Origin of the sequence: Natronorubrum daqingense, from assembly GCF_001971705.1 — an archaeon.
GTDB lineage: Archaea > Halobacteriota > Halobacteria > Halobacteriales > Natrialbaceae > Natronorubrum > Natronorubrum daqingense.
Window position 1 is genome coordinate 2289118 of record NZ_CP019327.1, and the last position, 21885, is coordinate 2311002.

Sequence of the window (21885 nt, forward strand, 5' to 3'; positions counted from 1 at the left end):
CACGCTCGGGGAGTCGACATGCTGGTTCGATCCGATACGCACAGTGGCATGCTGGCTCGAGTCCGACCACACGCAGTCGACATGCTGGCTCGATCCCCACACGGCCCTCGCACGGTTCATCACTAACTCGCTGCTCGTTGTTGCCCAGATATGGCCGATCACGACGACGAACGACGCAGCGACGAGGGAGAGATCGACGACGAACGGTCCAGCGACGAAGACGAGCCCGACGAACTCGAACTCGAACTCGAGCGCACGGACGACCGATCCGCCGTCGCCGAGATGGTGCGAACGCTTTCGAACGCGCTGGCAGACGGCCGAGCATTTCGGGTGAGCGCCGAGGAGTACACCGCGTCGGTCGCGATTCCCGAACGGGTCCGAACCGAGGTCGAGGTCGAGTACGAGGGCGACTCCGACCCGCCCGTCGCCGAATTCGAACTCGAACTCGAGTGGGACGATCCCGACGGTTCGAGCGTCGACCTGTCGGAAGGGGGTGCAGATACCACCGGAATTACGCTCGAGGACGGATCACAGGCGAACCGAGACGGGCGAACCAGTCGATTCGAGGTCTACGAAGACCGCGCGGAGGAGTGGCGCTGGCGACTCGTTCACTGGAACGGCAACATCGTCGCCGACAGCGGCGAGGGGTACGCCTCGCGCTCGAACGCCCGGCGAGCCGTTCGCAATATGCGTGAGATCGTTCCATCGGCTCGGTTGGAGGACGTCCAGTCGGAGTGAACGAGTCGAAACCGGACCACGGCGGAGTCGGAGTAAACGAGGCGAGACCGGACTACGGGCGGAAATCGTCCAGTTCGACCTCGAACTCGAGGTCGGGTGTGTGCGGGCCGGACTCGTACTCGAGTGACGGCTTCGCGTCGTCGGGTATCGCGTTGTACGTCCGGAGGAAGTCGACGATACCGCGGACGCCGCCGAAGTCGCCGCGATAGCGACTGAAGAGTTGTGGAACCGTCGCGGCGTTCGAACTCGAGTCGTAGGAGACGTGTTCGGCGAGGAACCACTCGACGGCGATGTCCAGCGCTTCGTCGACGTCGTCCGCCGAGTAGACGGTCACCGGCGGACAGTGTTCCGCGCCGCGACTGATCACGAAGTGCGTCCGCGGATCGCAGGCGGGTAGTCGAAACTCCCGTTCGAACGTCGATGGCAACGGCCGCGGAACGTACCCGAACCCCCAGGGGTGCTTCGAACAGCGGAGGAGGCCGTGCTCGATGTCGTTGAGGCTCAACCAGACGCCGGCAACCGGAATCTGATCGCGAGTTGCGAACTTCCACCGGCGGACCGGACTGCCCTCGAGTGACGACGGAGTCGACTCGAGAAGCAACTGCGCGTAAGCGTTGTAGCAGTTGAGCCAGAACGATAGTTTGGCCTCGCGCGTCGCCAGTGCTCGTCGGAGCGGCGCTCGCTCGAGTGTCGCGAGATGCTCTTGCAGCCAGGCCGTCTCACCCTCCGTCTTGACCGTATACAACAGATCGGCCGAGAGAGAGAGTGGGTCGAGCTGGGTCGACATTCGTCTGTAGATTGGCGTAGGAGCCTCTTGAAGCCGTGTGGCGAGTGCGTACGACAGTCTCCGGGACGAATATGTCTGGTCTAGGCTTTTCCGAGACGGCGTCGAGGTATGGGGCATGAACCGGAGCAAAGGCTATCTGCTGGTGCTCGTCACCATCTTTGCGTACCTCTCGTGGCAACTCGTGACGCCGTTCTTACAGTTCGTTCTCGCTGCCGTGCTCATCGCGTTCGTGCTCTACCCGCTACAGCGTCGACTCGAGAAACACGTGGGGCCAACGATTTCGGCGTTCATCCTGCTCCTGGTTGCGATTGCCGGCTTCATCGTTCCGTTCGTGCTCGTGGCCGCGATGATCGCGGACGACGCGGTCAGAATCCTCCAAGATGCCGACGCAGAGACCCTCCAACTGACGGAAATCGAAGAGCTAATCGAAGAACAGGCCGGACTCGAGGTTGATATCGCCGACTCCGTGATGGACTCGGCTCAAGAGATCGGGACGATTCTGCTCGAGCGCTCGACGGAGTGGTTCAGCATGCTTACGCACACGCTGATCGGCCTCGGACTCACGCTCTTTCTCATCTACTATCTGCTCAAGGACGGCGACAAACTGATGGCGTGGCTCCGAGACAAGACGCCACTTCCCGAGGACGTACAGGACGACCTCTACGGCGAACTCAACGAAGTCATGTGGGCCGTTCTCGCCGGACACGTCCTGATCGCCATCATCGAGGGCGTCATCGCCGGATTAGGGCTGTTCGCTACCGGAATTCCCAACGCGGGCTTCTGGACGTTCGTCATGGTGGTCCTCTCGCTCGTCCCGCTGATCGGCGCGCCGCTGGTCTGGATTCCGGCTTCGATCTACCTCCTGATGATCGGCGAACCCATCCTCGCGCTCGCGCTGGCGGTCTACAGCGCCATCGTCGTCGGCATCGCCGACGACTACCTTCGCCCCATCGTGGTCGACCGCTACGCCGAGATTAGCCCTGCCGTGATCATCCTCGGCGTCCTCGGCGGCATCTACGCGTTCGGCGTCATGGGGCTCTTCTTCGGACCCGTGATCCTCGGCGCGTTCCTCGCGGTCGTCGACGTCATCGACGAGAACTACGACCGACTCGGGGGCGATTCCGAACCGGGGGAGACGTGATTCGTGACCGGTAGTCGAGGATGCTATCCACGTTCGATCTCGAAGAGATGATCGACGATGAGACCGACCTCGCTGAACAGTGAAGAGTTGCCAACATTCGATAATATCGTTTTGTGATCCTCACGGTATCGTGTGCTTTCCACCGTGACAGATATAGGACCAACAGTCGTTACGAACGCTGTGCGTCGACGCGACATACTCGGGACGATCTCCACGGCCGCGATAGCAAGTTCGGTGAGCGGGTGTACTCAATCGACGACCGACGAGGGAACCCGAATTATCGGCTCGTATCCCGGCGACGACGCCACTTCGGCGGAACAGTACCGTCCCTTCGAGGAGTGGCTCGAGACGCGGTTCGGCGTGCTCACGCTCTACGTGAACGCGGACGACGACGAGAGCGTCCGTCAGAACTTCCTCTCGGGACTAACGGACGTCTGGCAGACGGGTCACGTCCCCATGGTGACCTGGCTTTCGTACGTCGATTCGGAGTCGGAGACGCCGTCGACGATCACGCACCAGATCCGCGACGGCGAGTACGACGCTGTCCTCGAGTGGTGGGTGGACGAACTTTCGGCGTGGTTGGCGGCCGACGACCCGGTGATCGACGGGCCGCGACGGCTCTATTTCAGGCCGTTTCCGGAAATGAACGGGGACTGGCTTCCCTGGAGCGTCCTCGAGGACGACGACGTCGAACCGTTCGTCGACGCGTGGCGCTACGTTCACGAGCGGTTGATGGACGCAGTCGATGCGGACGATCCACGTGAACGCGTCCAGTGGGTCTGGAATCCGAACGCAACAGAACACACCGACGTTCCAACCGAAGCGAGCTACCCGGGTGAGGAGTACGTCGACTGGATCGGAATCGACGGCTACAATTTCGGTGATAGTTCGATGGGGGATGGCTGGCAGTCGCCGGAGTCAGTGTTCGAACCGATGCGGACCAGACTAACCGACCTCAGTGACCGACCGCTATCGATCCCCGAATTTGGATCGACATCGGTCCGAGACGGCGAGCACGATGTATCCGCCAAAGACGAGTGGATCGACGATGTCTTCGAGTACATCGAGGCGAACGATATCCGAATGGTGTGTTGGTTCAACGTCGACAAGGAAACCGACTGGGCGGTCTTCGGCGGTGCTCGCGGCACGGATACGTTCGAAGACGAACGCAGAGACGAACGGTATCGCGTCTACGATAGCTTTCGGGAACGAGTTCAGCGGGGTGACTACGTCGGCGGAAGCACCCAGACGCCCGGCGTCCTCTCGAACGATCACTTCCAGGGCCGGTTTTGAGTGACGACACGAGACGTACCGCGACCACGGCGGTACTCGATTCAGGTCGCCCTCGAGTCGGTCACGGAGGGTGGCTCGTCCCCCGAGATCGAAACCGTCTCAGCGCTCGCGTTATTCGGTTTCGTCGTTCTCGAGTGAAAACCGGTAGGTGTCGATCTCGCCGTGCTCGTAGTACTCGTACTCCGCCGCTGCGGCCTCGAGGTCGGTGATCCACTCGTCCTCGTGTTCGTACGCTTGCGGGGCGACGACCCAAAATTGGGTTTCGTTACCGGGAGCATCGGCGAGTGCGGTTTCAGTTTCGTTGATCGTCTCCTCCGGCGAAACGAACGGATCCTGTGAGTCACCGACTGCAGCGTCGGGCGGATCCAGCACGGTTTCGGGCGGTCGATCCGTATAGGCGACGAGCGCGTCTGCAGTATACCCCGGCGTGACGAAAACCGGTTCGTCCGGACTCGCGTCGACCGTCGCTGCCGCTCCCGGCCAATCTTCCTGCGTCTCCGCACCGACGTAGACGCCCGCGGAAGCGACCAATCCGACGAGCAGGAGTGTCGCGAGGAGCCAGCGGAGTGAACGCCGATCGATCCGAGTTACTCCGTGTGCGGCTAGCAACGCGAGACCGCCGAGCGAGACGAACGCGTACTCGAGGTGAAAGACCGGCACGAACACGTGTGAAATGACGTACGGAGCCAAAATCGGGACGAAAGCCCAACACAGGACGACGTACTCGCGTTGAAGGTAGGTCCTGACGACGGTGGCGTCGGCGCTCGCTTCGGCCGAACGGGCGGTTCGTTTCGTCGCGGTCGCGTGTTCGTCGTCGGGTTCGTCCGCGGTGAACGGTGCGCTCTGGTGCCACTCACGGACGTCGTCCGGCGTATAGGTGATAAACGAGTACGCTCCGAGCACCGCGAGACAGCCGAGGACGACGACAGAAAGGGTGTGACTGACCGGGTCGTGAACCGCGAAGGGGTAGGTCGCAAGCCTCCCGGCGTACACGAGGAGCGTCTGAGCGAACTGGCCCAGCGTTGGCGGCGTGAACCACGAGAACGGGTCGGTGTTCCCCAGACGAACGTGCCAGGCGAACGTCGCAAGCCAAGGGAGCGATCCGACGACGATCAGCGTCTGCGCCGTGAGCCACGCTCGAGTCGGGATTCGATCTGGCCACCCTCGAGGGAGTATCCATCGAGCGACGAGGACGTTGTGCGCGAGGATGACGAACACTCCGGTGACGTGAGTGCAGACAAGTAACACGCACGAGAGTACGTATCCGGCCCACACGGTCCGCGAGCGATCCCCGGATAACAATCGTGCGAAGAAATAGAACGAGAGTGTACTACAGAGAAACAACAACGCGAGGAAACGGGCTTCCCGCGAGTACTGAATGTGGAGTGGTGAGAGCGCGAGAACGAGAGCAGCGATAACGCCGACGCGTCGGTCGAACAGCACGCGTCCGGTCGCGTACAGGAGGTAGACCGAGGCAACCCCACAGAGAATCGAGAACGACCTGGCGAGGAAGGTCGTCGAACCGACGAGTCCGAGCCATCCCTGTACGAGCACGATATGCAGCGGCGATTCGGGGACGTTGCCCGCGACGATGGCTTCGATCGTACTCGACGGGTTGGGTGTCCATCCCTCGAGCGCTGCGATTTCGTCCAGCCAGAGGCCGTCCGTCGTCAGCCCGTGAAACCGGGTGACGCCGGCGAGGAGCAAGACGATGGCCATCGATAACTGCGGCCAATACGCGATGAGAACGTCCGAGACACGCGAACGCGCCAATACAACGGAAGAATCGACCACCATTATTCGGTTGGTGAGTCGTCGGCGTCTCGTTGATCGATTCGCTGTGCATGCGTCCAGTCGAGGTCCCGGTCAGAGAGAACGTCGAACAGACACTTGAGGTTCAACGCGTCGTGAAAGTGCTTGTAGCCGATAACGAAAAGCGGCGCGTAGATGATCAACCGCCAGTCCTCGCCCTCGATGAGAATGCCGAGCGCTGCGATGAGGACGATGATGCTCGTAAAGAAGACGAACAGCGCGAGCACCTGAACGACCTGTCCTCCCAGGAGCAACCAGGCGATGAACCCGAGTATGATCCAGGTGGCGACGGGCAAGAAGAACAACTCGACTAACCGAAATGGAACCGCAAGTCGATGAAGGAGGCCGTACGAGGAGTCGACGACCACCCGAATGTGCTTGAACAGTGTCATGTAGTTGCCCCGATACCATCGGAGTCGCTGGTTGTAAAGCGACGTCCAGGTGTCCGGAGCCTCGGTATAGACGCGGGCATCGCTGACGGAAACGCGATACCCCGAGCGGAGTATTTTCATCGTCACGTCAAAGTCCTCGGTTAGCGTCTCCGGATCGTACGCGAAGACGCCCTCGATCGCCTCGCGGCGATACGCACCGAGACACCCTGGAACGATCAGAACGATGCCGAAGTAATCGAGCATGCGACGGTAGATGTTGACCCCGATGGTGTACTCGAGTTGCTGACAGCGCGTGATCAACGAGTTTCGGTTCCAAATCGTCACGTTACTCGCGACGGCACCAATTTCTGGATTCGACGCGAACGGAGCGACGATCTGTTTGAGGGCGTCGGTTGCGACGATGCTGTCCGCATCGACCGTGACGATAACCTCACCTTCGGCGAACAATAGTCCGTAGTTGAGAGCGGAGTACTTGCCGCCGTTTTCTTTCGTCACGACGCGAACCCCCTCGGATTCGAACGAACGTGCTTCCCCGGCCGTTTCGTCCGTACTTCCGTCGTCGATAACGATGATCTCCAACTGTTCTTCCGGGTAGCGCGCCTCGAGTAACGACGCGACCGTTCGACCGACGTAGCCGGCTTCGTTGTACGCCGGAACGAGAACGGTAATCGACGGAAACGGTGGTGACGGAGTGAACTTCGCGTGATCGACCTGATCGTGATAGAGTGCGATGAGGGCAATGAACCAGTAGTACACGAAGATGAGCGCAATCGCGAGGAGGTGAACGAACTGGATGGGGGCCGGATAGACCCAGCCGATCGTGACGACGCCGACCGCATAACCGCACAGAACGACCGCCAGCGTCCCGACACCGAAGACATCTCGGTACCACGGTCTGTACATAACCACGTAGTACGACCACCCGACGTAACAGGCCATGATCAGTCCGAATCCGGCGACGGCGTACACCGAGCCGTCGTCCATCACGCCGACGAGCAACCAGAACGGAAGCAACGCCGAGAGAAACAACGCGACCGAGAGCCACCTGACTGATCGAAGTATCGACCAGAGTCGGAAGCCGACGATTTTCGGAGATTTCATCGGAACAGCACGCTCCGAATCTCACGCCACGGGTTCGGAATGGTCGATTGCGAGGAGTCGTCGTCCGCAGTTTCGTTCACGGTTTCTTCGATCGGTTCGAGAACCCGCCATCCGTCGTCCGTTTCCTCGATATCACCCGACTCGAGGCCATCGCCGAACTGCTCGAGCGTCATGAACGTGACGTCGTCCGTCGCGTTCATGTACTCGATGAGCGATCGCAACATGTCGAGTCGGTCCTCGCTCGTGAAGTACTGGTAGTGAAGCATTTGGACGTACGGTTCGTTGTCTTCGACGGCCTCGTCGAACGACTCTGTCAGCGTCTCGAGGTCGTGGAAGGGCACCTCGTCGGAGTCGTTATCCGCGTTCGACCAGTCCTCGAACGCCTGCGTCTCCGGCACGTGCAAGATACCGTCCTCCTCGAACGGCGCTTCCTCCTCGTAGTACACCGACGTGAACCACTCGCCTCCGGAGACGATCGGATACCCCTCCTCGACGAGGACGTCCACCGTGTTGTCGTCGTACGTGTTCATCGGCGGAATGAACGTCTGAGAGGGTCTATCGACGCAGTCGTGCATGATCTCCTCGCCAGCGACGAGCCACTCGTATTGAGTCGTGATCGAGACGTTGCCGAACTCGCTTCCGTCGTAAAAATCGGTCTGTTCTTCGTGTGTATACCCGTGAATCGCCATCTCGAATTGGTCGGGATACTCGGACTCGAGTGAGCGAAGGTACGAGCAGGTTTCGTCATCGTCGGTAATCGCGTTCTCACCGGCTACCTTTGGGATGATCCCGAGCGTAACGGGAACGTCCGCGTCGATGAACACCTGGTCGACGGCTCGCATCTCTTCTTGATTGTACCACGGCTGAATGTCGTCGTTCCTGAATATGACGATCGTCTCGTGTGTTTCCCACGATCGATCGACCGATTGGTGGTCGCTCGATTCCGAATCGAGTATCGTGCTGACCGAGACGGTGCCAGCGATTCCCGCCAGCAGGATAGCGATGACCAGCGCTGAGACCATCAGTTGCTGTCCGCGCTCCGTGTTCGGTCGATATCGATCCGGGATCCAAGACAGTTCACCACCGGGCGTCGGCGTCGGCAGATCAGGAAACTGAATCCGTCTGTTCGTTTCCGGTGGTTCCTCCGTTTCTCCCTCGAGTTCGAACCGACGCCCACACTCGAGACACCGGCACACGGAATTAACCGCGCGCAGGTCTCCACGCGGTTCAGCGTGACCACACTTCGGACACCCTCCCTCCTCGAAAGCCGTTACCGGTCCAACGTGTCCACAGTCGTGTTCGACAATTTGTTCTGTCGTTACCCTGAGAGAGCCACACCGTCGGCATCCCTCATTCGGACCACCAGTCATCACAATGTCAATACCTGGAATCGGGTTTTGTAATCATCTGCATACAAGCTGGTAATTCTGCTTTTTTCTCCCATATTTACAGATGGTGCAAAAATACAGTATACGAGCCTAGAATCGTTCGATCTGATTTCACGGCTTTTCGATATAACCACACTCATATAATATATAAAACATTTTTCGCCATAACATTCTCGTCGATAGATCGTTTATTTACATATCTTAGATAGATCATCTAGCCATGTTTCGTTTGGACTATTACCAGACAGCCAACAGAGATGAAGGCGGATGGCTTCGGGAAGAATACACGAAACCGTCCGGGAGCCACCTCGTGTTGGAGCGGGTGAAGCGATTCGCCGCGCTTTTGGTCTGTGAGGTCGGATACTCTCTCACGCGAATGGCCCGGTACCACATCGAAACCTACGGCTGTACGTCCAATCGCGGCGAGAGTCGCGAGATCGAGCGACGGCTCCGTGACGCGGGCCATCACCAGGTCGAGGGGCCACGCGAGGCCGACGTCGCCATCTTGAACACCTGCACGGTCGTCGAGAAGACCGAGCGCAACATGCTCCGCCGGGCCGAAGAGTTGGCCGACGAAACCGCCGATCTGTTCATCACGGGCTGTATGGCCCTCGCACAGGGCGAGGAGTTCGCGAAGGCGGAGGTTGACGGCCAGGTGCTCCACTGGGACGAGGTCCCCGAGGCCGTCACCAACGGCGAGTGTCCGACGACGACCCCCGACGCCGAACCCATTCTGGACGGCGTCGTCGGCATCCTCCCCATCGCTCGAGGCTGCATGTCGGATTGCTCGTACTGCATTACGAAACACGCCACGGGCAAGATCGACTCTCCCTCCATCGAGGAGAACGTCGAGAACGCCCGCGCGCTGATCCACGCCGGCGCGAAGGAGATCCGAATCACGGGCCAGGACACCGGCGTCTACGGCTGGGACGAGGGCGAGCGCAAGCTCCACCGCCTGCTCGAGCGAATCTGCGAGATCGAGGGCGACTTCCGCGTCCGCGTCGGCATGGCCAATCCGAAGGGCGTCCACGGTATCCGCGAGGAACTCGCCGCGGTCTTCGCCGAAAACGACGAACTCTACAACTTCCTGCACGCGCCCGTCCAGTCCGGGTCGGACGACGTACTCGGCGACATGCGCCGCCAACATCAGGTGAGCGAGTACCTCGAGGTCATCGAGACGTTCGACGCGGCCCTCGAGTACTGGACGCTCTCGACGGACTTCATCGTCGGCTTTCCGACCGAAACGGACCACGATCACGCCCAGTCGATGGCCTTGCTCCGCGAAACGCGCCCGGAGAAGGTCAACGTCACCCGCTTCTCGAAGCGGCCGGGGACCGACGCCGCCCAGATGAAGGGCCTCGGCGGGACGATCAAGAAGGAGCGCTCGAAGGAAATGAGCGCCGCTAAGCGCGACATCGTGGGTTCGGCCTACGAGGACATGGTCGGCGACACGCGCGATGATTGTCTCGTCGTCGAGGACGGCACCGCAGACTCCGTCAAGTGTCGCGACGCGGCCTATCGGCAGGTCATCGTCCAGCACGCGAGCGAATACGGCCTCGAGCCCGGCGACTTCGTCGACCTCGAGGTGACGGCCCACGAGACGATGTACGCCTTCGGCAAGCCGGTCTGAATCGCGTCGCGAAACCTCTCTTACGACGATGACGACGTAACCCACTCCCGAATCTCGCCGTCGACGACGACTTCTTCCCCAACATCGTCGAACGTGATACCACCGTAGGCGACGCTGCTCTCGGGTCCCGAGTAGATGCCCACGGTGCCACACTCCGCCGCTCGAGCGGTCGTCAGCGTCGCCTCGGCGTTCTCTCGGAATCGGAACGCCTGGTGGTCCGCACCCGTCGCTGTAACCGTGCTCAGCTTCAGGTCGTCCATATCGTCGAAGATAATCGAATTCGTGAACGGACCGTCGACGATGAGGTTCGAAATCGAGGTGCCGTCGAATCCGCTCGCGTACAGCCCCGAACCCGATGCCAATCCGCTGTCGGCGGTTCTAATCGTGACGTTCGTGATCGTCAGCGCCCGCCGTCCGCTTTCAGCGTGACCCAGCGAAATGCCTCTCGCGTTGTCGAGACAGGAGACGCGCTCGATGGTCAAACCGTCGATTAGATCGCCAGGGTCCGACCTGATGGCCGAGTGTCGACAGCCGGTGACGTGGCCGTCCGTGATCGTGATCGACTCGTTTCCGTCGCGGTGGATGTGAATCCCGTACTCGGGATCGTTCGTCGGATCGATTTCGAAGTTTTTCAGGGTACAGTTGCTCGTCGGGGTGCCGTCGTCGTTCGCACGCGCATCGCGTTTTCCGTCCCAGATCCCGTTCGCAGCCGTCCCGGAGACCTGATTGTCGAACTGTATCGGCGCGTCCGAGTCGCCCTCCCCGCCACACGTCGCCCAGTAGCCGTCCACGACCACGTTTTTCGACGAGACGACGTCGATGTGGTGGTAGTAGATGGCGTCGCCGTAAATCCGTTCGAGTCGGACGTTCTCCGCGTGTGCGGGTAGAATTCCGTTCGTGGTCGGTGAGTCGATCCGGACGTTACAGACGCCCCAATTCGACGCGCCGTCGTACCCGGTCGCGTCGTAGCCCACGTTGGAAATGAGCGCCCGTCCTTCCTCACCGTCAGCGCGCACTCCCTCGAGAACCGTCGATCGACCGGCACCCAGGACGATCGTCTCGTCGCCGATCAGCGGCGTTCGCTCGAGGAGGTATCGACCGGGCGGGAAGTACACGATACCGCCCCCGGCCTGCTCGACCGTCTCGAGGAGAGTGTGAACCGCCTGTCCGACCTCGGTCGTTCCGTCGCCCTCGATGCCGTGAGCCTCGACGTTCCACACGGGTGTTTCCTCGGTCCGTGCGTTGACGATACTCGCCGTTTCGACGCTCGTCTCCTCGTAGTGGCTCGTTCCCGGTACCGGCTGGTCGGCGCTCCCGCGACCGCTGAAATACGTCCAGTCCTCGCTCGAGGCGTCCCAGCGCCAGGTAATTCCCTGATCGGTCGCGTGGTAGAGTTCGTCGTCGTACTCGCCGTCCGACGGACGGTCGGTGATCGGCCCGCGAACCAGCGCGTGCTCGTCGAGCGCCTCGACCGTGTCGGTGTGGTCCCACTCGTCCCCCGGGTCGTACGTCCCTAATCCGAGCCGCGGCGTTTCGTCGGCCATCCTCACTCGGCTCCGTACTCAGTTCCGTACGCCGTTCCGTATCCGGACCGAGTGGCCGAGAGTTCCGAACAGCCTGCAAGGGTAGCACACCCGCCCGAAACGGCGACGAGAAGGAGCCGTCGCCGGATGTCGGTACGTGTCATATCATCTGACTATCTCGACGGCGCATAAAGGTACTCATCTACTCAATTGCGAACGTCCACCCCGTTCGGGACGAGGAGCGCCATATTTCGGGCCAATCACCCGTTATCCTGCGTACTCGAGTCGAACGCGAGACGGACGAGGACTACTCGTATCGATTCGAGATCACGAACAGGTAACAGATGATAGAGAGGTTGATAACGAAGCCGAGAAAATCGAACGTGGCCAGGTCGATCACCACGCCGAGGCTGAAGACCACGAGCGCGACTGCGTAGGCCCAGAACCGAAACGCGAGGAGGCCAACGAGCACGACGATCTCGAGTGCGGCTAAGCCGAGCACGACGATGCCGATCACTCCGTACCCGGTACTGATGAGCGTCATCGATCCGAGAAAGCTGAGGAAAGCGCCGAGGAACCCGACCGCGACGATAATCCATAGGCCGATGGGAACACCGTCACTCGAACTCGAGTGTGAACTATCGGACGGGTCGCCCGTCGGCCACGAACCGGTGGGTGGTGGAGGCGGAGGTCGTGAACCCATTGACACAATCGATTCATATCAAACAAAAATGGTTATCGATTTCCAAGTAGTCGTTGCGGGTAATCTGAATCGAGCCCCTGAAACGGTACGAAGCTCCAGAGGACTGTCGTCGTTCGAGACGACCGATTAGGGGAGCGATTCCACCGCATCCTCGATTTCTTCCCGCGGCAGTGGCGAGATCCAGTCGTCGGCGACGAAGGCGTAGTGCACCTCGCGGTCGGCGTCGAGGACGAACGCCGACCGCCACGGCGTCGAGACGTTCGCCATGTGCTCGCGCGACTCGAGTAACTCGAGGGAGTCGCTGACGGTCCCGTTCACGTCCGCGAAGAACTGGAAGTCGGGTCGGTCCAACCAGCGCAGGAACTCGTTTTGCGCGTACGGCCCGTCGCGACTGATCCCGAGTATCGAGACGTCGTCGAACTCGTCCCAGCCGGCGCGAACGAAGCGCTTCCACCAGTTCTGTGCGATCGCGCTGAACGCGAAGCCCGTACAGATCACCACGCCGCCGCGGGCTCCGAGGGCGTCCGAAAGCGCAGTCGATCGGAACGTTTCCCCGTCACACAGCGGTGCCTCGAAGTCCGTAATCGTCTCGCCCGCCGTCGGTGGCATGATCGGACCTCACGGCGAGGAGACAAAAACGTCCGTTCTGCGGCAGGCGCGCACACAGGTTTTTGGGGACCCGCGGCGAATTCCCGCCATGGTCACGCTGTATCGACTGGAGGGCTGTCCGTACTGCGAGTTCGTCGTCGACCGCCTCGAGGAACTCGCGGTCGACTACGAGAGCGTCTGGGTAGAGGGACTCCACTCGCGGCGAAACGAAGTCAAGCGACTTTCCGGCCAGCGACAGGTCCCCGTCGTCGTCGACGACGAACGGGGCGTGACGATGGCCGAATCAGAACACATCCTCGAGTACCTCGATTCGACGTACGCCTGAGCTGTCAGGGTCAGCCGTTCACGCTAGTCGTCGATTTCGTGTGGGTCCAGCCCCGGATCGTCGACGGCTGGGGCACCAATTGCGAGCACGACCCCCTGTTCGTCGCCGACGTTGCGGTGGCCGTGGCCAATCTCTGGTTTGGCGATCCAGAACGTCCCCGCGTCGGCCTCGACGAACTCCTCCTCGCCCGACCGGCCGAGTTTCAGCGAGAATTCGCCCTCGAGGGCGTAGAAGATCTCCTCTTGCTCGCTGTGTGCGTGATACTGGATCTCTTCGCCGGGCTCGAAGTACCAAAGTTTGAGTTGGACGTCGTCAGTGTCGAGAACCTCGTCGAGCGCCCGAATCTGCAGGTCCGGCGGGACGTCGTCGGTCTCGGAGAGATCAGTGAGCGGAACGTCGTCGGTGTGTACGACCTCGTACTCCATGCTACAAGAACGCACGACAACGAGTGTCAAAAGTGTACAGTCGACCGGCATCGCTTGCTGGTTTTCGCGGGAACGTAATGGTTCGAGTTCGGTTGCTCGAGTCCGTTTCGGGTGCGAACGTGATCCGAGTCGGCCGCGAAAACAGCTTACTCGAAGACGACTGCACGCTCGTCGTCGGGAACCGTCGCACCCTCCTGGACCGCGAACGCCTCGTGGACGCGCTCGTAGGTCTCTTCGAGTGCCTCGACGATCACCGACGTGTCGCTGAGGACGGGCATGAAGTTGGTATCGCCCTGCCAGCGCGGGACGACGTGGGTGTGGAGGTGGTCACCGATCGACCCACCCGCGCCATCACCGAGGTTCAAGCCCGCGTTGAAGCCGTCTGGCTCGAGAGCGACCTCGAGGGCGTCGAACGTTCGCTGTTTCAAGCGGGCGTGGTCGAGCAGTTGCTCGTCGGTAAGGTCGCTGTACGAGCCGGTGTGTGCGTGGGGAATCACCATCGTATGGCCCGGATTGTAGGGGTAGTTGTTCAAGAGGACGAAGGCGTGTTCGCTGCGCGCGACGAGCAAATTGTCCCGCTCGGCGGGGAGATCCGGCAGTTCACAGAAGACGCACTCGTCGATATCGGGGTTTTTCTCCTCGCGCCTGATCCACTCGATTCGCCACGGTGCAAAGACCTGATCCATATCCACCACCCACTCGAGAGCCGCCTAAAACGTTTTACTCGGGCCGGTTAGACCGAACGTCTGTACCCATCGGACACTGGTAATCGAATACCAAAATAGTACGGTTTACCGATTTCCAAGGAGTAACTGTCCGATAGCAACGATTAGTAGAATATTTGTTATACGTGAGCTCCAACAGCTCTCGAGGGCGAAACGGCCGTTTCGGTGTCGCTCTGTCATATGATCCACGTACCGGTCCGAATCAAAGGGGGGTTTTAAGTCCCCCCTATCAGAAGAAGTGGATTAATGGCAACGACTGACGACTCTGTCAATGGGCTAACTGAACACTGTGACGACTGCGACCTCGAGACGCTCCACGAAGTGTCCGTCCAGCTCCGAACGGAAAGTGGAAAGGAAGAAAACGCCGAGTTCTCCCGCGAACCGTACCGCGTCGCCGAATGTCAACGGTGTGGGTCCCGTTCGAGTCAGCGAATGAACAACGCCTGAAGTCGCTCGAGGCGAGCATCCGTATCCAGTCAATCTATCAGTAGCAGTGAATAGCATTCACCACTGACAATCTGCTTATGCGGTCGTCACTTCACAGCCGTCTTCGGTGACGATAATCGTGTGTTCTTTTTGGCTGACGAGGAAGCCGTCGTCCTCTTTGAGAACCGGGTAGCCGTGGACGATGTTGTTGCGTTTGAGTCGGCGCAGCGCCATCTCGGCTCGATCCGTCTCGAGCCAGCGCGTCGCAAACGGGAGGGTGCGAAACTCCTCGGTGATCTGCTCGAGTGCGTTCCGAGCCTGCCGGTTTCGGATGGAGCCCTCGCGCTCGAGGGAGAAGATTTCCTCGCTGGCACCCTCGGTGACCTTGCCGCCACCGTCGGTCGCGAACGGCTCGATCGCGACGACGTCGCCAGCCTCGAGTTCCGTGCCCTGGGAGACGGCGCGGTTCGGGATGTTCGGACTGGTGTGTTGTTCCCAGTGACCCAGTCCGTGGCCCGTCAGGTTGACGACTGGGTTGAAGCCGTAGCCGTCGATGACGTCCTCGATTTCGGCACCGATCTCGCCCGTCTCGACACCTGGCTCGATCACGTCGATCGCGGCCTCGAGGGCTTCTCCGGGGGCCTCGGCGAGTTCGGGATTCCCGGAGAGGTCGACGGTAATCGCCGTGTCTGCGAGCCACCCGTCGATGTGGACGCCGATGTCGAGGTTGATCATCTCCTCGCCGAAGGTCGACTCGTCGTCGATCGACGGCGTCGCGTGGGCTGCCTCTTCGTCGATGGAGATATTGACGGGGAACGCTGGTTTGCCGCCGAGTTCGCGGATCCGATCCTCGGCGTACTCTGCGATCTCGAGGTGGCTCGCGCCGACCTCGACGCGCTCGGCAGTCTCTTCGCGCACCTGCGAGAGGATCTCCCCTGCTTCGCGGTGCTTTTCGTACATCTCGGACTCGAGGTCCACCTCGGATTCGGCCATGGGTCGGGGTTGTACCGGTCGACAAAAAGAGGTTCCGTCTCTCGTCGGCGTCATCGACCCCGTCGGCTGTTCAAATCGACGGCTGGACGCGAGCGTCGGCGTCGATCCACTCACACTCCGGACACGCAGCGACACCTTGTACGTTCGAGAGCGTCGACGAACACTGCGGACACTGGCGTGAGGGGTAATACGGCGTTTCGAGCATACGTCCGACGACGGGAACGACAATAATAAAACTACGTCTCGTCGATCGTCGAAATTCTCGAGAGTGCCGTGTGGATTGTTTACGAGTGGCGTGTCGCTCGAGCGGTTTGCATCGCGTCGCTGTTGTACGCCGACCCCAAGGTGCCCCGTGCGTCGATCGCAATGACGCCTGCGGTCGACCCGGTGAGTTCCCCGAACTCCTCGATCGCTATCGTCGCGGCGTCCTGGGCGTCTCGACCGCACTCGACGTGCCGAGCGACGCGCCTCGAGAGCGTGACGCGAGCGATATCCTCGCCGGCACCGGTCGCGCTGACGGCCGCTGCGGGCGAGCAGTAAAAGCCCGAGCCGACCTGCGGAACGTCTCCCACGCGACCCGCGAGCGCGAGCCACCGGCCGCCGGTCGAGGTCGCCGCAGCGAGTGAGTTGCCGTCGAACGCGACCGCGCCGACGGTGTCGTGATCCTTCGGATTCCCGTCCTCGTCGCGGCCGTCCGGGTCCGACTGGCCGTAGCGCTCGCGGATCCACTTGAGGTGCTCGCGGGCGTCTCCGTCGGGGGCCTCGAGGTCGGTCCACCGTTCGCGGGTACGTTCGGACCAGAGGTCGACACCAGTCTCGATATCGAACGCCTCGGCGAGGGACACGGCGTGTTCGCCCGAGACGAAGCCGTGTGGGGACTCTTCCATAACGACTCGAGCGACGCACAGCGCGTGTTCGACGTTCGGCATCGAACAGGCCGCGCCGACCTCCCGGTCGTCGGTCATGATTCCGGCGTCCGTGCGGATCGTGCCGTCGCTCTGGACCGCGCTGCCGACGCCGGCGTTGAATCGCGGATCCGACTCGAGGATGGCGATGGCCGCCTCGAGCGCGTCGACGGGAGTCGTCTGTGCTGCTCCGGTGTCAGCGGCGCGGTCGAGGACCGTCTGCCGGGGTTTGGGGTCGTCGGGATCGCTGCCAGCGCCGCCGTGAACGAGTACCTGCATGCGTAGCTTCCAGTGGGTCGCTCCGACGAGAACGGTTTGTCGGTTCGTCACGCCGAAATCCCTACACTTACCACAGCGGCCTGTGTACCGCTGACGACAATGACACCAGTCGCGATACTCGCCGCGTTCTGCGGGGCGATGGCTGTGATTGCGATCGGTCGACTGGTACTCGACGAGCATCGGGATTGGGTCGATATCGGGTCCGTACTCGTCGTCATCGGGATTACCGTACTCGCCACGTTCTGGGCTGCACTCGAGGAGGGGTGGTTCTCACTAGTCGGGCAAACCGCACTGGCACTCATCGGCACCATTATCGTCGGCGCGGGTGTCGCGGTGATGGTCCGATACTGGAACACTGCTCAACTGTCCAACGCGTCCTGAACCCTCAACTGTCCAACGCGTCCTGACGCGAATTTCGTCGCTCGCCCGCCTCTGACATCTTATATAATGAACAATACAGCCGATGGGAAGTTGCGTTTCGACAACCGAATCGGGTGAAAGGCTCGAACTTTTCGAGTTGTGTGTGGCTCTTCGGGCGTGTCGTCAACTGTTCGTCGTCCGTCGATAGAAATGGGAGACCTTTTACCCCCATCGAAGAACCGTACACACGAGATGAGCTACGACAAGATCGAAGTCCCTGCCGAAGGGGAGAAGATCACGCTGAAGGAAGGTACCGAAACCGAACTCGAGGTACCTGACAACCCGATTATCCCGATTATCTACGGTGACGGTGTGGGCAGCGACGTCGGCCCCGCCGCACAGAAGGTCCTCGAGGCAGCCGCAGAGGCGACCGGTCGCGACATCAACTGGATGCGCGTCTACGCCGGCGAATCCGCTCGAGAGAAGTACGACGAGAACCTGCCGGACGAGACCGTCGAGGCCATCAAGGAACACCGCGTCGCGATCAAGGGTCCGCTGACGACGCCCGTCGGCGCCGGCTTCCGATCGCTGAACGTCGGCCTGCGAAAACTGCTCGACCTCTACGCGAACGTCCGACCAACCTACCACATGGAGGGCGTTCCATCCCCTGTCTCCGAGCCCGAGCAGATGGACATGGTCACCTTCCGAGAGAACACGGAAGACGTCTACGCCGGCATCGAGTGGGAAGCCGGTTCCGACGAAGTCCAAGAAGTCAAGGAGTTCGTCGAAGGAGAGATGGGCGAAGACGACGTCATCCACGACGGTCCCGTCGGTATCGGCGTCAAGCCGATTACGGAGTTCGGCACGAAGCGACTCGTCCGCCGCGCCATCGACTACGCCCTCGAACACGATCGTGACTCCGTTACCCTCGTCCACAAGGGTAACATCATGAAGTTCACCGAAGGCCAGTTCCGAGACTGGGGCTACGAAGTCGCAGAAGAGGAGTACGGTGAGGAAGTCATCACCGAGGACACGCTCTGGGAAGAACAAGACGGCGAAGTCGACGACGACACGCTCGTCGTCAACGACCGCATCGCCGACAACATGCTCCAGCAGTTGCTCACCCGAACGGACAACTACGACGTCATCGCGACGATGAACCTGAACGGGGACTACATGTCCGACGCCGCCGGCGCACAGATCGGTGGCCTCGGCATCGCCCCCGGTTCGAACTTCGGCGACGGTCGACTCCTCGCAGAGCCAGTTCACGGCTCCGCACCCAAGTACGAGGGTCAGGACAAGGTCAACCCGACCGCCATGATCCTCTCGGGTCGCATGATGCTCGAGTACCTCGGCTGGACCGACGCCGCGGACCTCGTGCGCGACGCCGTCGAGGAGACCATCTCCTCGGGCAAGGTCACCTACGACCTCGAACGACAACTCGAGGACGCCGAGAAACTCGCAACCAGCGAGTACGCCGACGAAGTCGTCGCGAACATCGAGAAACTCGCATAAGCGAGTTTCTCGTCCTCTGGCGAGGGAGCCCCCAGACCATCGAACAGTTGGCGTCCGCCGACTTTTCGGCAAGTTAGGCGCTTCGGTCGACCATTTTTCGCTGCCGTCTTTGGATTGTCGTAACTCTGGACCGTGATGTTCGTCGGACCCATTCTCGAGTGTCCGCAACTCGACAGCGAGGGCTCTCGAAGGCAGTGACGGCGATGGCGGGTGATAGCAGTTAGTCCCCGGAGAGTAACTCGAGTCGATTTGTCGGCTATTCGAGACCGTACTAGAAAACTGGCGTAGCGTTCGTGAAACCATCGAATACCGTTATTCGCTGACACGGAATTGGAGCGAATTGACACGTATGCCAACCCGCGACATGCTACCGACACCCCGTCGAGCGTTCCTCGCTGGGGCCGTCGGAACGACGCTCGTCGGAACCACCGGCGTAACAGCCTCGAGTCACCGTGAGGAAACTCGAGACGAACCGAACGAGAAACGAACGCGTCCGTCGTGGAAACCGCCGGCCCACGACCTGGAGATGGACGACGGTCATCGGCTACGCGTCTGGGAACGGTCGCCCGAGGACCCCGAGGAAGCCGTGCTCTTCGTCCACGGGATGACCTACGGCGGCGTTCCGATGTTCGATCCGCCCGTCGCGAAGGACTTCGGCTGGTTACCCTACGCCGCGGCGCGCGGGCAAGCAGCGTTCGCTCCCGATATGCGCGGCTACGGCGAGTCGGAGCCACCACGCGAGTACAGCGAACCGCCGGAGGCGAACGCGCCCCCGCTCTCGTTCGAACGCGAGGCGCGCGATTTGCTCGAGGTGACGCGCTGGCTGCGCGAGGACCGCGGCTTCGAGCGCATCCACTACGTCGGGTTGTCCGGAGGCACCTGGCGCGGCCGAGCGGTCTACGAACTCGCCGACCCCGGCTACGAGACCGTCACGCTCGCGGGCGGATCCCTCGACACGCTCGAGGTGGGCGCGGATCCGGGCGGGCCAGCGTATCTGCCACACCAACGAGAGGAGTTTCTCGCGGGTTGGACCGGCGAAATTCCGGAGGGAAGGGATCACGACGAGTGGATCGGCGGCGGAGCGTTCACGGCTTCGGAGATCCAAACCGCCGTTTGGCGGGCCATTTTCGAGAGCGAGCAGGCTCTCGAGTCGGCGTCGAAATCGAACGACACAGAGACGATCATCGCGCCGTTCGTTCGCCAAGAACGTGAGTACCACCCGAAACAAATCACCGACCCGACGCTGGTCGTCCGATCCTCGAGCGACGAGACCATCTCCCGGGAGGGGGCGTTGAATCTCTACGACGCCGTCGGTGCGGCTGACGACCGAAAACAGTATCGAGAGATCGCGGGTGGGACCCACTTTAGCTTCCTCGAGCGAACCCGACACGAGTTCTTCCACGCGGTACACGACTTCCAGCGACAGCACTGACGGAGGGTCGTATCCCCCACTGCCTCCTCTCAGTGTCGTAACGCTCTCGGTACGGCAGTTCGAACGAGAGCGTAATGGTCGAGGTACGAACGGTCGAGACAGCAGGGGAACGCGAGGACGCGTTCGCGGTCCGGCAGGTCGTCTTCGTCGAGGAGCAAGGCGTCGACGAGGACCTCGAGTACGACGAGCACGAGGACGAGTCGACGCACTTCGTCGCCTACGACGGTGGCGAGCCAGTCGGTGCCGCTCGCCTCCGGAAGGCCAACTCGGGAGTCGGAAAGGTCGAACGTGTCGCCGTATTGGCCCCCTACCGCGAGGATGGCGTCGGGCGGGCGGTGATGAACGTCGTCGAAACCGAAGCAAGAAGTGAGGGACTCGAGTCGCTCAAACTCCACTCGCAAACGCATGCTGCGGAGTTCTATCGAACGCTCGGATACGAACGCTACGGCGAAGAGTTCCAAGAGGCGGGCATTCCGCACGTGAAGATGCGAAAGCCCCTCGAGTGAAGTCAAAATCGAGGTCGAGGGGAAGCGTTCCTCCTACTCGAGTCGTTCCTCCCACTCCTGTGCGGCCATCGACTCGCCGGTGACGGCGTGGGGGTCCTGTGCGGCGAGGCGAACCGCCGCATCGTCCATCACGTCCGGCTGGAGAATCTGCTGTCGCTCTTCTTCCGGCAGGTGCGCCCAGATATCGGTGTTGACGCGGCCGCCCGGATCCAACGCGTTGACGTTGATCCCCTCCTCGTCGGTCTCGAGCGCCGTCGTTCGGGTGAGGCCCTCGAGCCCCCACTTCGAACTGACGTAGCTGCCGGCACCAGCGATGGCACGTCGACCGAGGCCGGAAGAGATGTTGATGATGTTGCCTTGGCCCTGCTCGTACATGTGGGGCAGCGTCTCGCGGGTGAACAGGAAGACACCTTTGAGGTTGACCTCGAGAACCGTGTCCCACTCCTCCTCGGAGACGTCCACGAGGCCGTTTCTCGAGTCTTGCATGCCGAGGAGACTCACGCCTGCGTTGTTGACGAGCGTGTCGATGCGACCGAACTCGTCGATCGTTCGGTCGATGACCCTCGCGACGGCGTCGCTGTCACGAACGTCCGCGGGCACGACGAGCGATTCGGTCGGGAGGTCGGCTGCGAGTTCTTCCAGTCGATCTTCGTCGCGAGCAGTGAGCGTCACGCGAGCACCTTCCTCGGCGAAGCGCTCGACCATCGAGCGACCCAGTCCGCGACTCGCGCCCGTGACGACGATTACGTCGTCGGCGAGTTCGTTGCCGGCTTCGGACACCGTCGGTGACCCCTCGTCATCAGGTGAGGACATGCCACGACCATTGGTGGCGCGTACCTTGAACGTTCGTCCGGCTGAATCCGACCACCGCGGCCGC

Annotated in this window: 24 protein-coding genes; 10 read left to right on the forward strand and 14 right to left on the reverse strand. The window is 61.3% G+C overall.

What is annotated here, in order from left to right; genetic code table 11:
- Positions 1-150 precede the first annotated feature (150 nt).
- Positions 151-738 carry an amphi-Trp domain-containing protein gene (locus BB347_RS11120; RefSeq protein ID WP_083687738.1) on the forward strand — a complete coding sequence of 196 codons (588 nt, stop codon included), beginning with the start codon at positions 151-153 and terminating at the stop codon, positions 736-738.
- A gap of 52 nt (positions 739-790) precedes the next feature.
- On the opposite strand, the gene BB347_RS11125 is transcribed toward BB347_RS11120, so the two are convergent.
- Positions 791-1525, reverse strand: a complete 735-nt coding sequence (locus BB347_RS11125; RefSeq protein WP_076581456.1) for a DUF547 domain-containing protein — start codon at positions 1523-1525, stop codon at positions 791-793.
- 115 nt (positions 1526-1640) lie between these two features.
- On the opposite strand from BB347_RS11125, the gene BB347_RS11130 reads away from it, so the two are divergent.
- Together BB347_RS11130 and BB347_RS11135 are read left to right on the forward strand one after the other, a co-directional pair.
- Positions 1641-2666, forward strand: a complete 1026-nt coding sequence (locus BB347_RS11130) for an AI-2E family transporter (RefSeq protein WP_076581458.1) — start codon at positions 1641-1643, stop codon at positions 2664-2666.
- A gap of 180 nt (positions 2667-2846) precedes the next feature.
- Positions 2847-3959, forward strand: coding sequence for a glycoside hydrolase family 26 protein (locus BB347_RS11135; protein WP_083687739.1), 1113 nt, complete (start codon positions 2847-2849; stop codon positions 3957-3959).
- A gap of 111 nt (positions 3960-4070) precedes the next feature.
- Here the strand turns inward: BB347_RS11135 and BB347_RS11140 are convergent, their stop codons facing one another.
- The 3 genes from BB347_RS11140 to BB347_RS11150 form a co-directional block, all read right to left on the reverse strand.
- Positions 4071-5678, reverse strand: coding sequence for a glycosyltransferase family 39 protein (locus BB347_RS11140; RefSeq protein ID WP_168170949.1), 1608 nt, complete (start codon positions 5676-5678; stop codon positions 4071-4073).
- Positions 5679-5755: 77 nt separating this feature from the next.
- Positions 5756-7264, reverse strand: a complete 1509-nt coding sequence (locus BB347_RS11145) for a glycosyltransferase (protein ID WP_076581462.1) — start codon at positions 7262-7264, stop codon at positions 5756-5758.
- Positions 7261-8286, reverse strand: a complete 1026-nt coding sequence (locus BB347_RS11150; protein WP_236995944.1) for a DUF2334 domain-containing protein — start codon at positions 8284-8286, stop codon at positions 7261-7263. Before BB347_RS11150 ends, BB347_RS11145 begins: the two co-directional genes overlap by 4 nt.
- Before the next feature lie 742 nt (positions 8287-9028).
- Here BB347_RS11150 and BB347_RS11155 point away from each other — a divergent pair.
- The gene (locus BB347_RS11155; RefSeq protein WP_076581739.1) at positions 9029-10282 is read left to right on the forward strand and encodes a tRNA (N(6)-L-threonylcarbamoyladenosine(37)-C(2))-methylthiotransferase; all 1254 of its coding nucleotides are present in this window, start codon (positions 9029-9031) and stop codon (positions 10280-10282) included.
- A 20-nt stretch (positions 10283-10302) separates the two neighbouring features.
- Here the strand turns inward: BB347_RS11155 and BB347_RS11160 are convergent, their stop codons facing one another.
- The 4 genes from BB347_RS11160 to BB347_RS11170 form a co-directional block, all read right to left on the reverse strand.
- Complete coding sequence (locus BB347_RS11160; protein ID WP_076581466.1) at positions 10303-11826, reverse strand: glycosyl hydrolase family 28-related protein; 1524 nt, start codon at positions 11824-11826, stop codon at positions 10303-10305.
- A gap of 2 nt (positions 11827-11828) precedes the next feature.
- Positions 11829-11969: a hypothetical protein gene (locus BB347_RS19000; protein WP_157524994.1), complete on the reverse strand. Its 141-nt coding sequence runs from the start codon at positions 11967-11969 to the stop codon at positions 11829-11831.
- A gap of 143 nt (positions 11970-12112) precedes the next feature.
- On the reverse strand, positions 12113-12508 hold the full coding sequence (locus BB347_RS11165) for a hypothetical protein (RefSeq protein ID WP_236995945.1): 396 nt from the start codon (positions 12506-12508) through the stop codon (positions 12113-12115).
- Between the two features lie 126 nt (positions 12509-12634).
- On the reverse strand, positions 12635-13117 hold the full coding sequence (locus BB347_RS11170; RefSeq protein ID WP_076581470.1) for a redoxin domain-containing protein: 483 nt from the start codon (positions 13115-13117) through the stop codon (positions 12635-12637).
- 88 nt (positions 13118-13205) lie between these two features.
- Here BB347_RS11170 and BB347_RS11175 point away from each other — a divergent pair, with 88 nt between their 5' ends.
- Positions 13206-13442, forward strand: coding sequence for a glutaredoxin family protein (locus BB347_RS11175; protein ID WP_076581740.1), 237 nt, complete (start codon positions 13206-13208; stop codon positions 13440-13442).
- Positions 13443-13465: 23 nt separating this feature from the next.
- On the opposite strand, the gene BB347_RS11180 is transcribed toward BB347_RS11175, so the two are convergent.
- Positions 13466-13867, reverse strand: coding sequence for a cupin domain-containing protein (locus BB347_RS11180; RefSeq protein ID WP_076581472.1), 402 nt, complete (start codon positions 13865-13867; stop codon positions 13466-13468).
- A 146-nt stretch (positions 13868-14013) separates the two neighbouring features.
- Positions 14014-14553, reverse strand: coding sequence for an HIT family protein (locus BB347_RS11185; RefSeq protein WP_076581474.1), 540 nt, complete (start codon positions 14551-14553; stop codon positions 14014-14016).
- Between the two features lie 285 nt (positions 14554-14838).
- On the opposite strand from BB347_RS11185, the gene BB347_RS11190 reads away from it, so the two are divergent.
- The gene (locus BB347_RS11190) at positions 14839-15039 is read left to right on the forward strand and encodes a DUF7835 family putative zinc beta-ribbon protein (protein ID WP_076581476.1); all 201 of its coding nucleotides are present in this window, start codon (positions 14839-14841) and stop codon (positions 15037-15039) included.
- Positions 15040-15114: 75 nt separating this feature from the next.
- Here the strand turns inward: BB347_RS11190 and map are convergent, their stop codons facing one another.
- The 3 genes from map to BB347_RS11200 all read right to left on the reverse strand — a co-directional run bounded on the left by map (position 15115) and on the right by BB347_RS11200 (position 17195).
- Entirely contained in the window at positions 15115-16011 is an 897-nt protein-coding gene (gene map / locus BB347_RS11195; RefSeq protein ID WP_076581478.1) for a type II methionyl aminopeptidase, read from the reverse strand.
- Between the two features lie 70 nt (positions 16012-16081).
- Positions 16082-16216: a hypothetical protein gene (locus tag BB347_RS19810; protein ID WP_257787606.1), complete on the reverse strand. Its 135-nt coding sequence runs from the start codon at positions 16214-16216 to the stop codon at positions 16082-16084.
- Between the two features lie 79 nt (positions 16217-16295).
- Complete coding sequence (locus BB347_RS11200) at positions 16296-17195, reverse strand: isoaspartyl peptidase/L-asparaginase (RefSeq protein WP_076581480.1); 900 nt, start codon at positions 17193-17195, stop codon at positions 16296-16298.
- A gap of 99 nt (positions 17196-17294) precedes the next feature.
- On the opposite strand from BB347_RS11200, the gene BB347_RS11205 reads away from it, so the two are divergent.
- From BB347_RS11205 to BB347_RS11220, 4 genes are all read left to right on the forward strand, one after another.
- Entirely contained in the window at positions 17295-17576 is a 282-nt protein-coding gene (locus tag BB347_RS11205) for a hypothetical protein (RefSeq protein WP_076581482.1), read from the forward strand.
- 231 nt (positions 17577-17807) lie between these two features.
- Positions 17808-19070, forward strand: a complete 1263-nt coding sequence (gene icd, locus BB347_RS11210) for an isocitrate dehydrogenase (NADP(+)) (protein WP_076581483.1) — start codon at positions 17808-17810, stop codon at positions 19068-19070.
- Between the two features lie 349 nt (positions 19071-19419).
- A complete protein-coding gene (locus tag BB347_RS11215; protein ID WP_083687740.1) occupies positions 19420-20502 on the forward strand; it encodes an alpha/beta hydrolase in 1083 nt (360 codons plus the stop codon).
- Positions 20503-20576: 74 nt separating this feature from the next.
- A complete protein-coding gene (locus tag BB347_RS11220) occupies positions 20577-21008 on the forward strand; it encodes a GNAT family N-acetyltransferase (protein WP_076581485.1) in 432 nt (143 codons plus the stop codon).
- Between the two features lie 33 nt (positions 21009-21041).
- Here the strand turns inward: BB347_RS11220 and BB347_RS11225 are convergent, their stop codons facing one another.
- Positions 21042-21821 (reverse strand): SDR family oxidoreductase, encoded by a 780-nt coding sequence (locus BB347_RS11225; protein ID WP_076581487.1) that lies wholly within the window; start codon positions 21819-21821, stop codon positions 21042-21044.
- Positions 21822-21885 lie beyond the last annotated feature (64 nt).

Coding starts and splice junctions, on each gene's coding strand:
- BB347_RS11140 (WP_168170949.1), bottom strand. CDS start 5,678: ATGGCCATCGTCTTGCTCCTCGCCGGCGTCACCCGGTTTCACGGGCTG.
- BB347_RS11120 (WP_083687738.1), top strand. CDS start 151: ATGGCCGATCACGACGACGAACGACGCAGCGACGAGGGAGAGATCGAC.
- BB347_RS11160 (WP_076581466.1), bottom strand. CDS start 11,826: ATGGCCGACGAAACGCCGCGGCTCGGATTAGGGACGTACGACCCGGGG.
- BB347_RS11130 (WP_076581458.1), top strand. CDS start 1,641: ATGAACCGGAGCAAAGGCTATCTGCTGGTGCTCGTCACCATCTTTGCG.
- BB347_RS11225 (WP_076581487.1), bottom strand. CDS start 21,821: ATGTCCTCACCTGATGACGAGGGGTCACCGACGGTGTCCGAAGCCGGC.
- BB347_RS11205 (WP_076581482.1), top strand. CDS start 17,295: ATGACACCAGTCGCGATACTCGCCGCGTTCTGCGGGGCGATGGCTGTG.
- BB347_RS11150 (WP_236995944.1), bottom strand. CDS start 8,286: ATGGTCTCAGCGCTGGTCATCGCTATCCTGCTGGCGGGAATCGCTGGC.
- BB347_RS11155 (WP_076581739.1), top strand. CDS start 9,029: ATGGCCCGGTACCACATCGAAACCTACGGCTGTACGTCCAATCGCGGC.
- BB347_RS11170 (WP_076581470.1), bottom strand. CDS start 13,117: ATGCCACCGACGGCGGGCGAGACGATTACGGACTTCGAGGCACCGCTG.
- BB347_RS11185 (WP_076581474.1), bottom strand. CDS start 14,553: ATGGATCAGGTCTTTGCACCGTGGCGAATCGAGTGGATCAGGCGCGAG.
- BB347_RS11215 (WP_083687740.1), top strand. CDS start 19,420: ATGCCAACCCGCGACATGCTACCGACACCCCGTCGAGCGTTCCTCGCT.
- BB347_RS11220 (WP_076581485.1), top strand. CDS start 20,577: ATGGTCGAGGTACGAACGGTCGAGACAGCAGGGGAACGCGAGGACGCG.
- BB347_RS11175 (WP_076581740.1), top strand. CDS start 13,206: ATGGTCACGCTGTATCGACTGGAGGGCTGTCCGTACTGCGAGTTCGTC.
- BB347_RS11190 (WP_076581476.1), top strand. CDS start 14,839: ATGGCAACGACTGACGACTCTGTCAATGGGCTAACTGAACACTGTGAC.
- BB347_RS11200 (WP_076581480.1), bottom strand. CDS start 17,195: ATGCAGGTACTCGTTCACGGCGGCGCTGGCAGCGATCCCGACGACCCC.
- BB347_RS11125 (WP_076581456.1), bottom strand. CDS start 1,525: ATGTCGACCCAGCTCGACCCACTCTCTCTCTCGGCCGATCTGTTGTAT.
- BB347_RS11180 (WP_076581472.1), bottom strand. CDS start 13,867: ATGGAGTACGAGGTCGTACACACCGACGACGTTCCGCTCACTGATCTC.
- map (WP_076581478.1), bottom strand. CDS start 16,011: ATGGCCGAATCCGAGGTGGACCTCGAGTCCGAGATGTACGAAAAGCAC.
- BB347_RS11165 (WP_236995945.1), bottom strand. CDS start 12,508: ATGGGTTCACGACCTCCGCCTCCACCACCCACCGGTTCGTGGCCGACG.
- BB347_RS11145 (WP_076581462.1), bottom strand. CDS start 7,264: ATGAAATCTCCGAAAATCGTCGGCTTCCGACTCTGGTCGATACTTCGA.
- BB347_RS19000 (WP_157524994.1), bottom strand. CDS start 11,969: ATGACACGTACCGACATCCGGCGACGGCTCCTTCTCGTCGCCGTTTCG.
- BB347_RS19810 (WP_257787606.1), bottom strand. CDS start 16,216: ATGCTCGAAACGCCGTATTACCCCTCACGCCAGTGTCCGCAGTGTTCG.
- icd (WP_076581483.1), top strand. CDS start 17,808: ATGAGCTACGACAAGATCGAAGTCCCTGCCGAAGGGGAGAAGATCACG.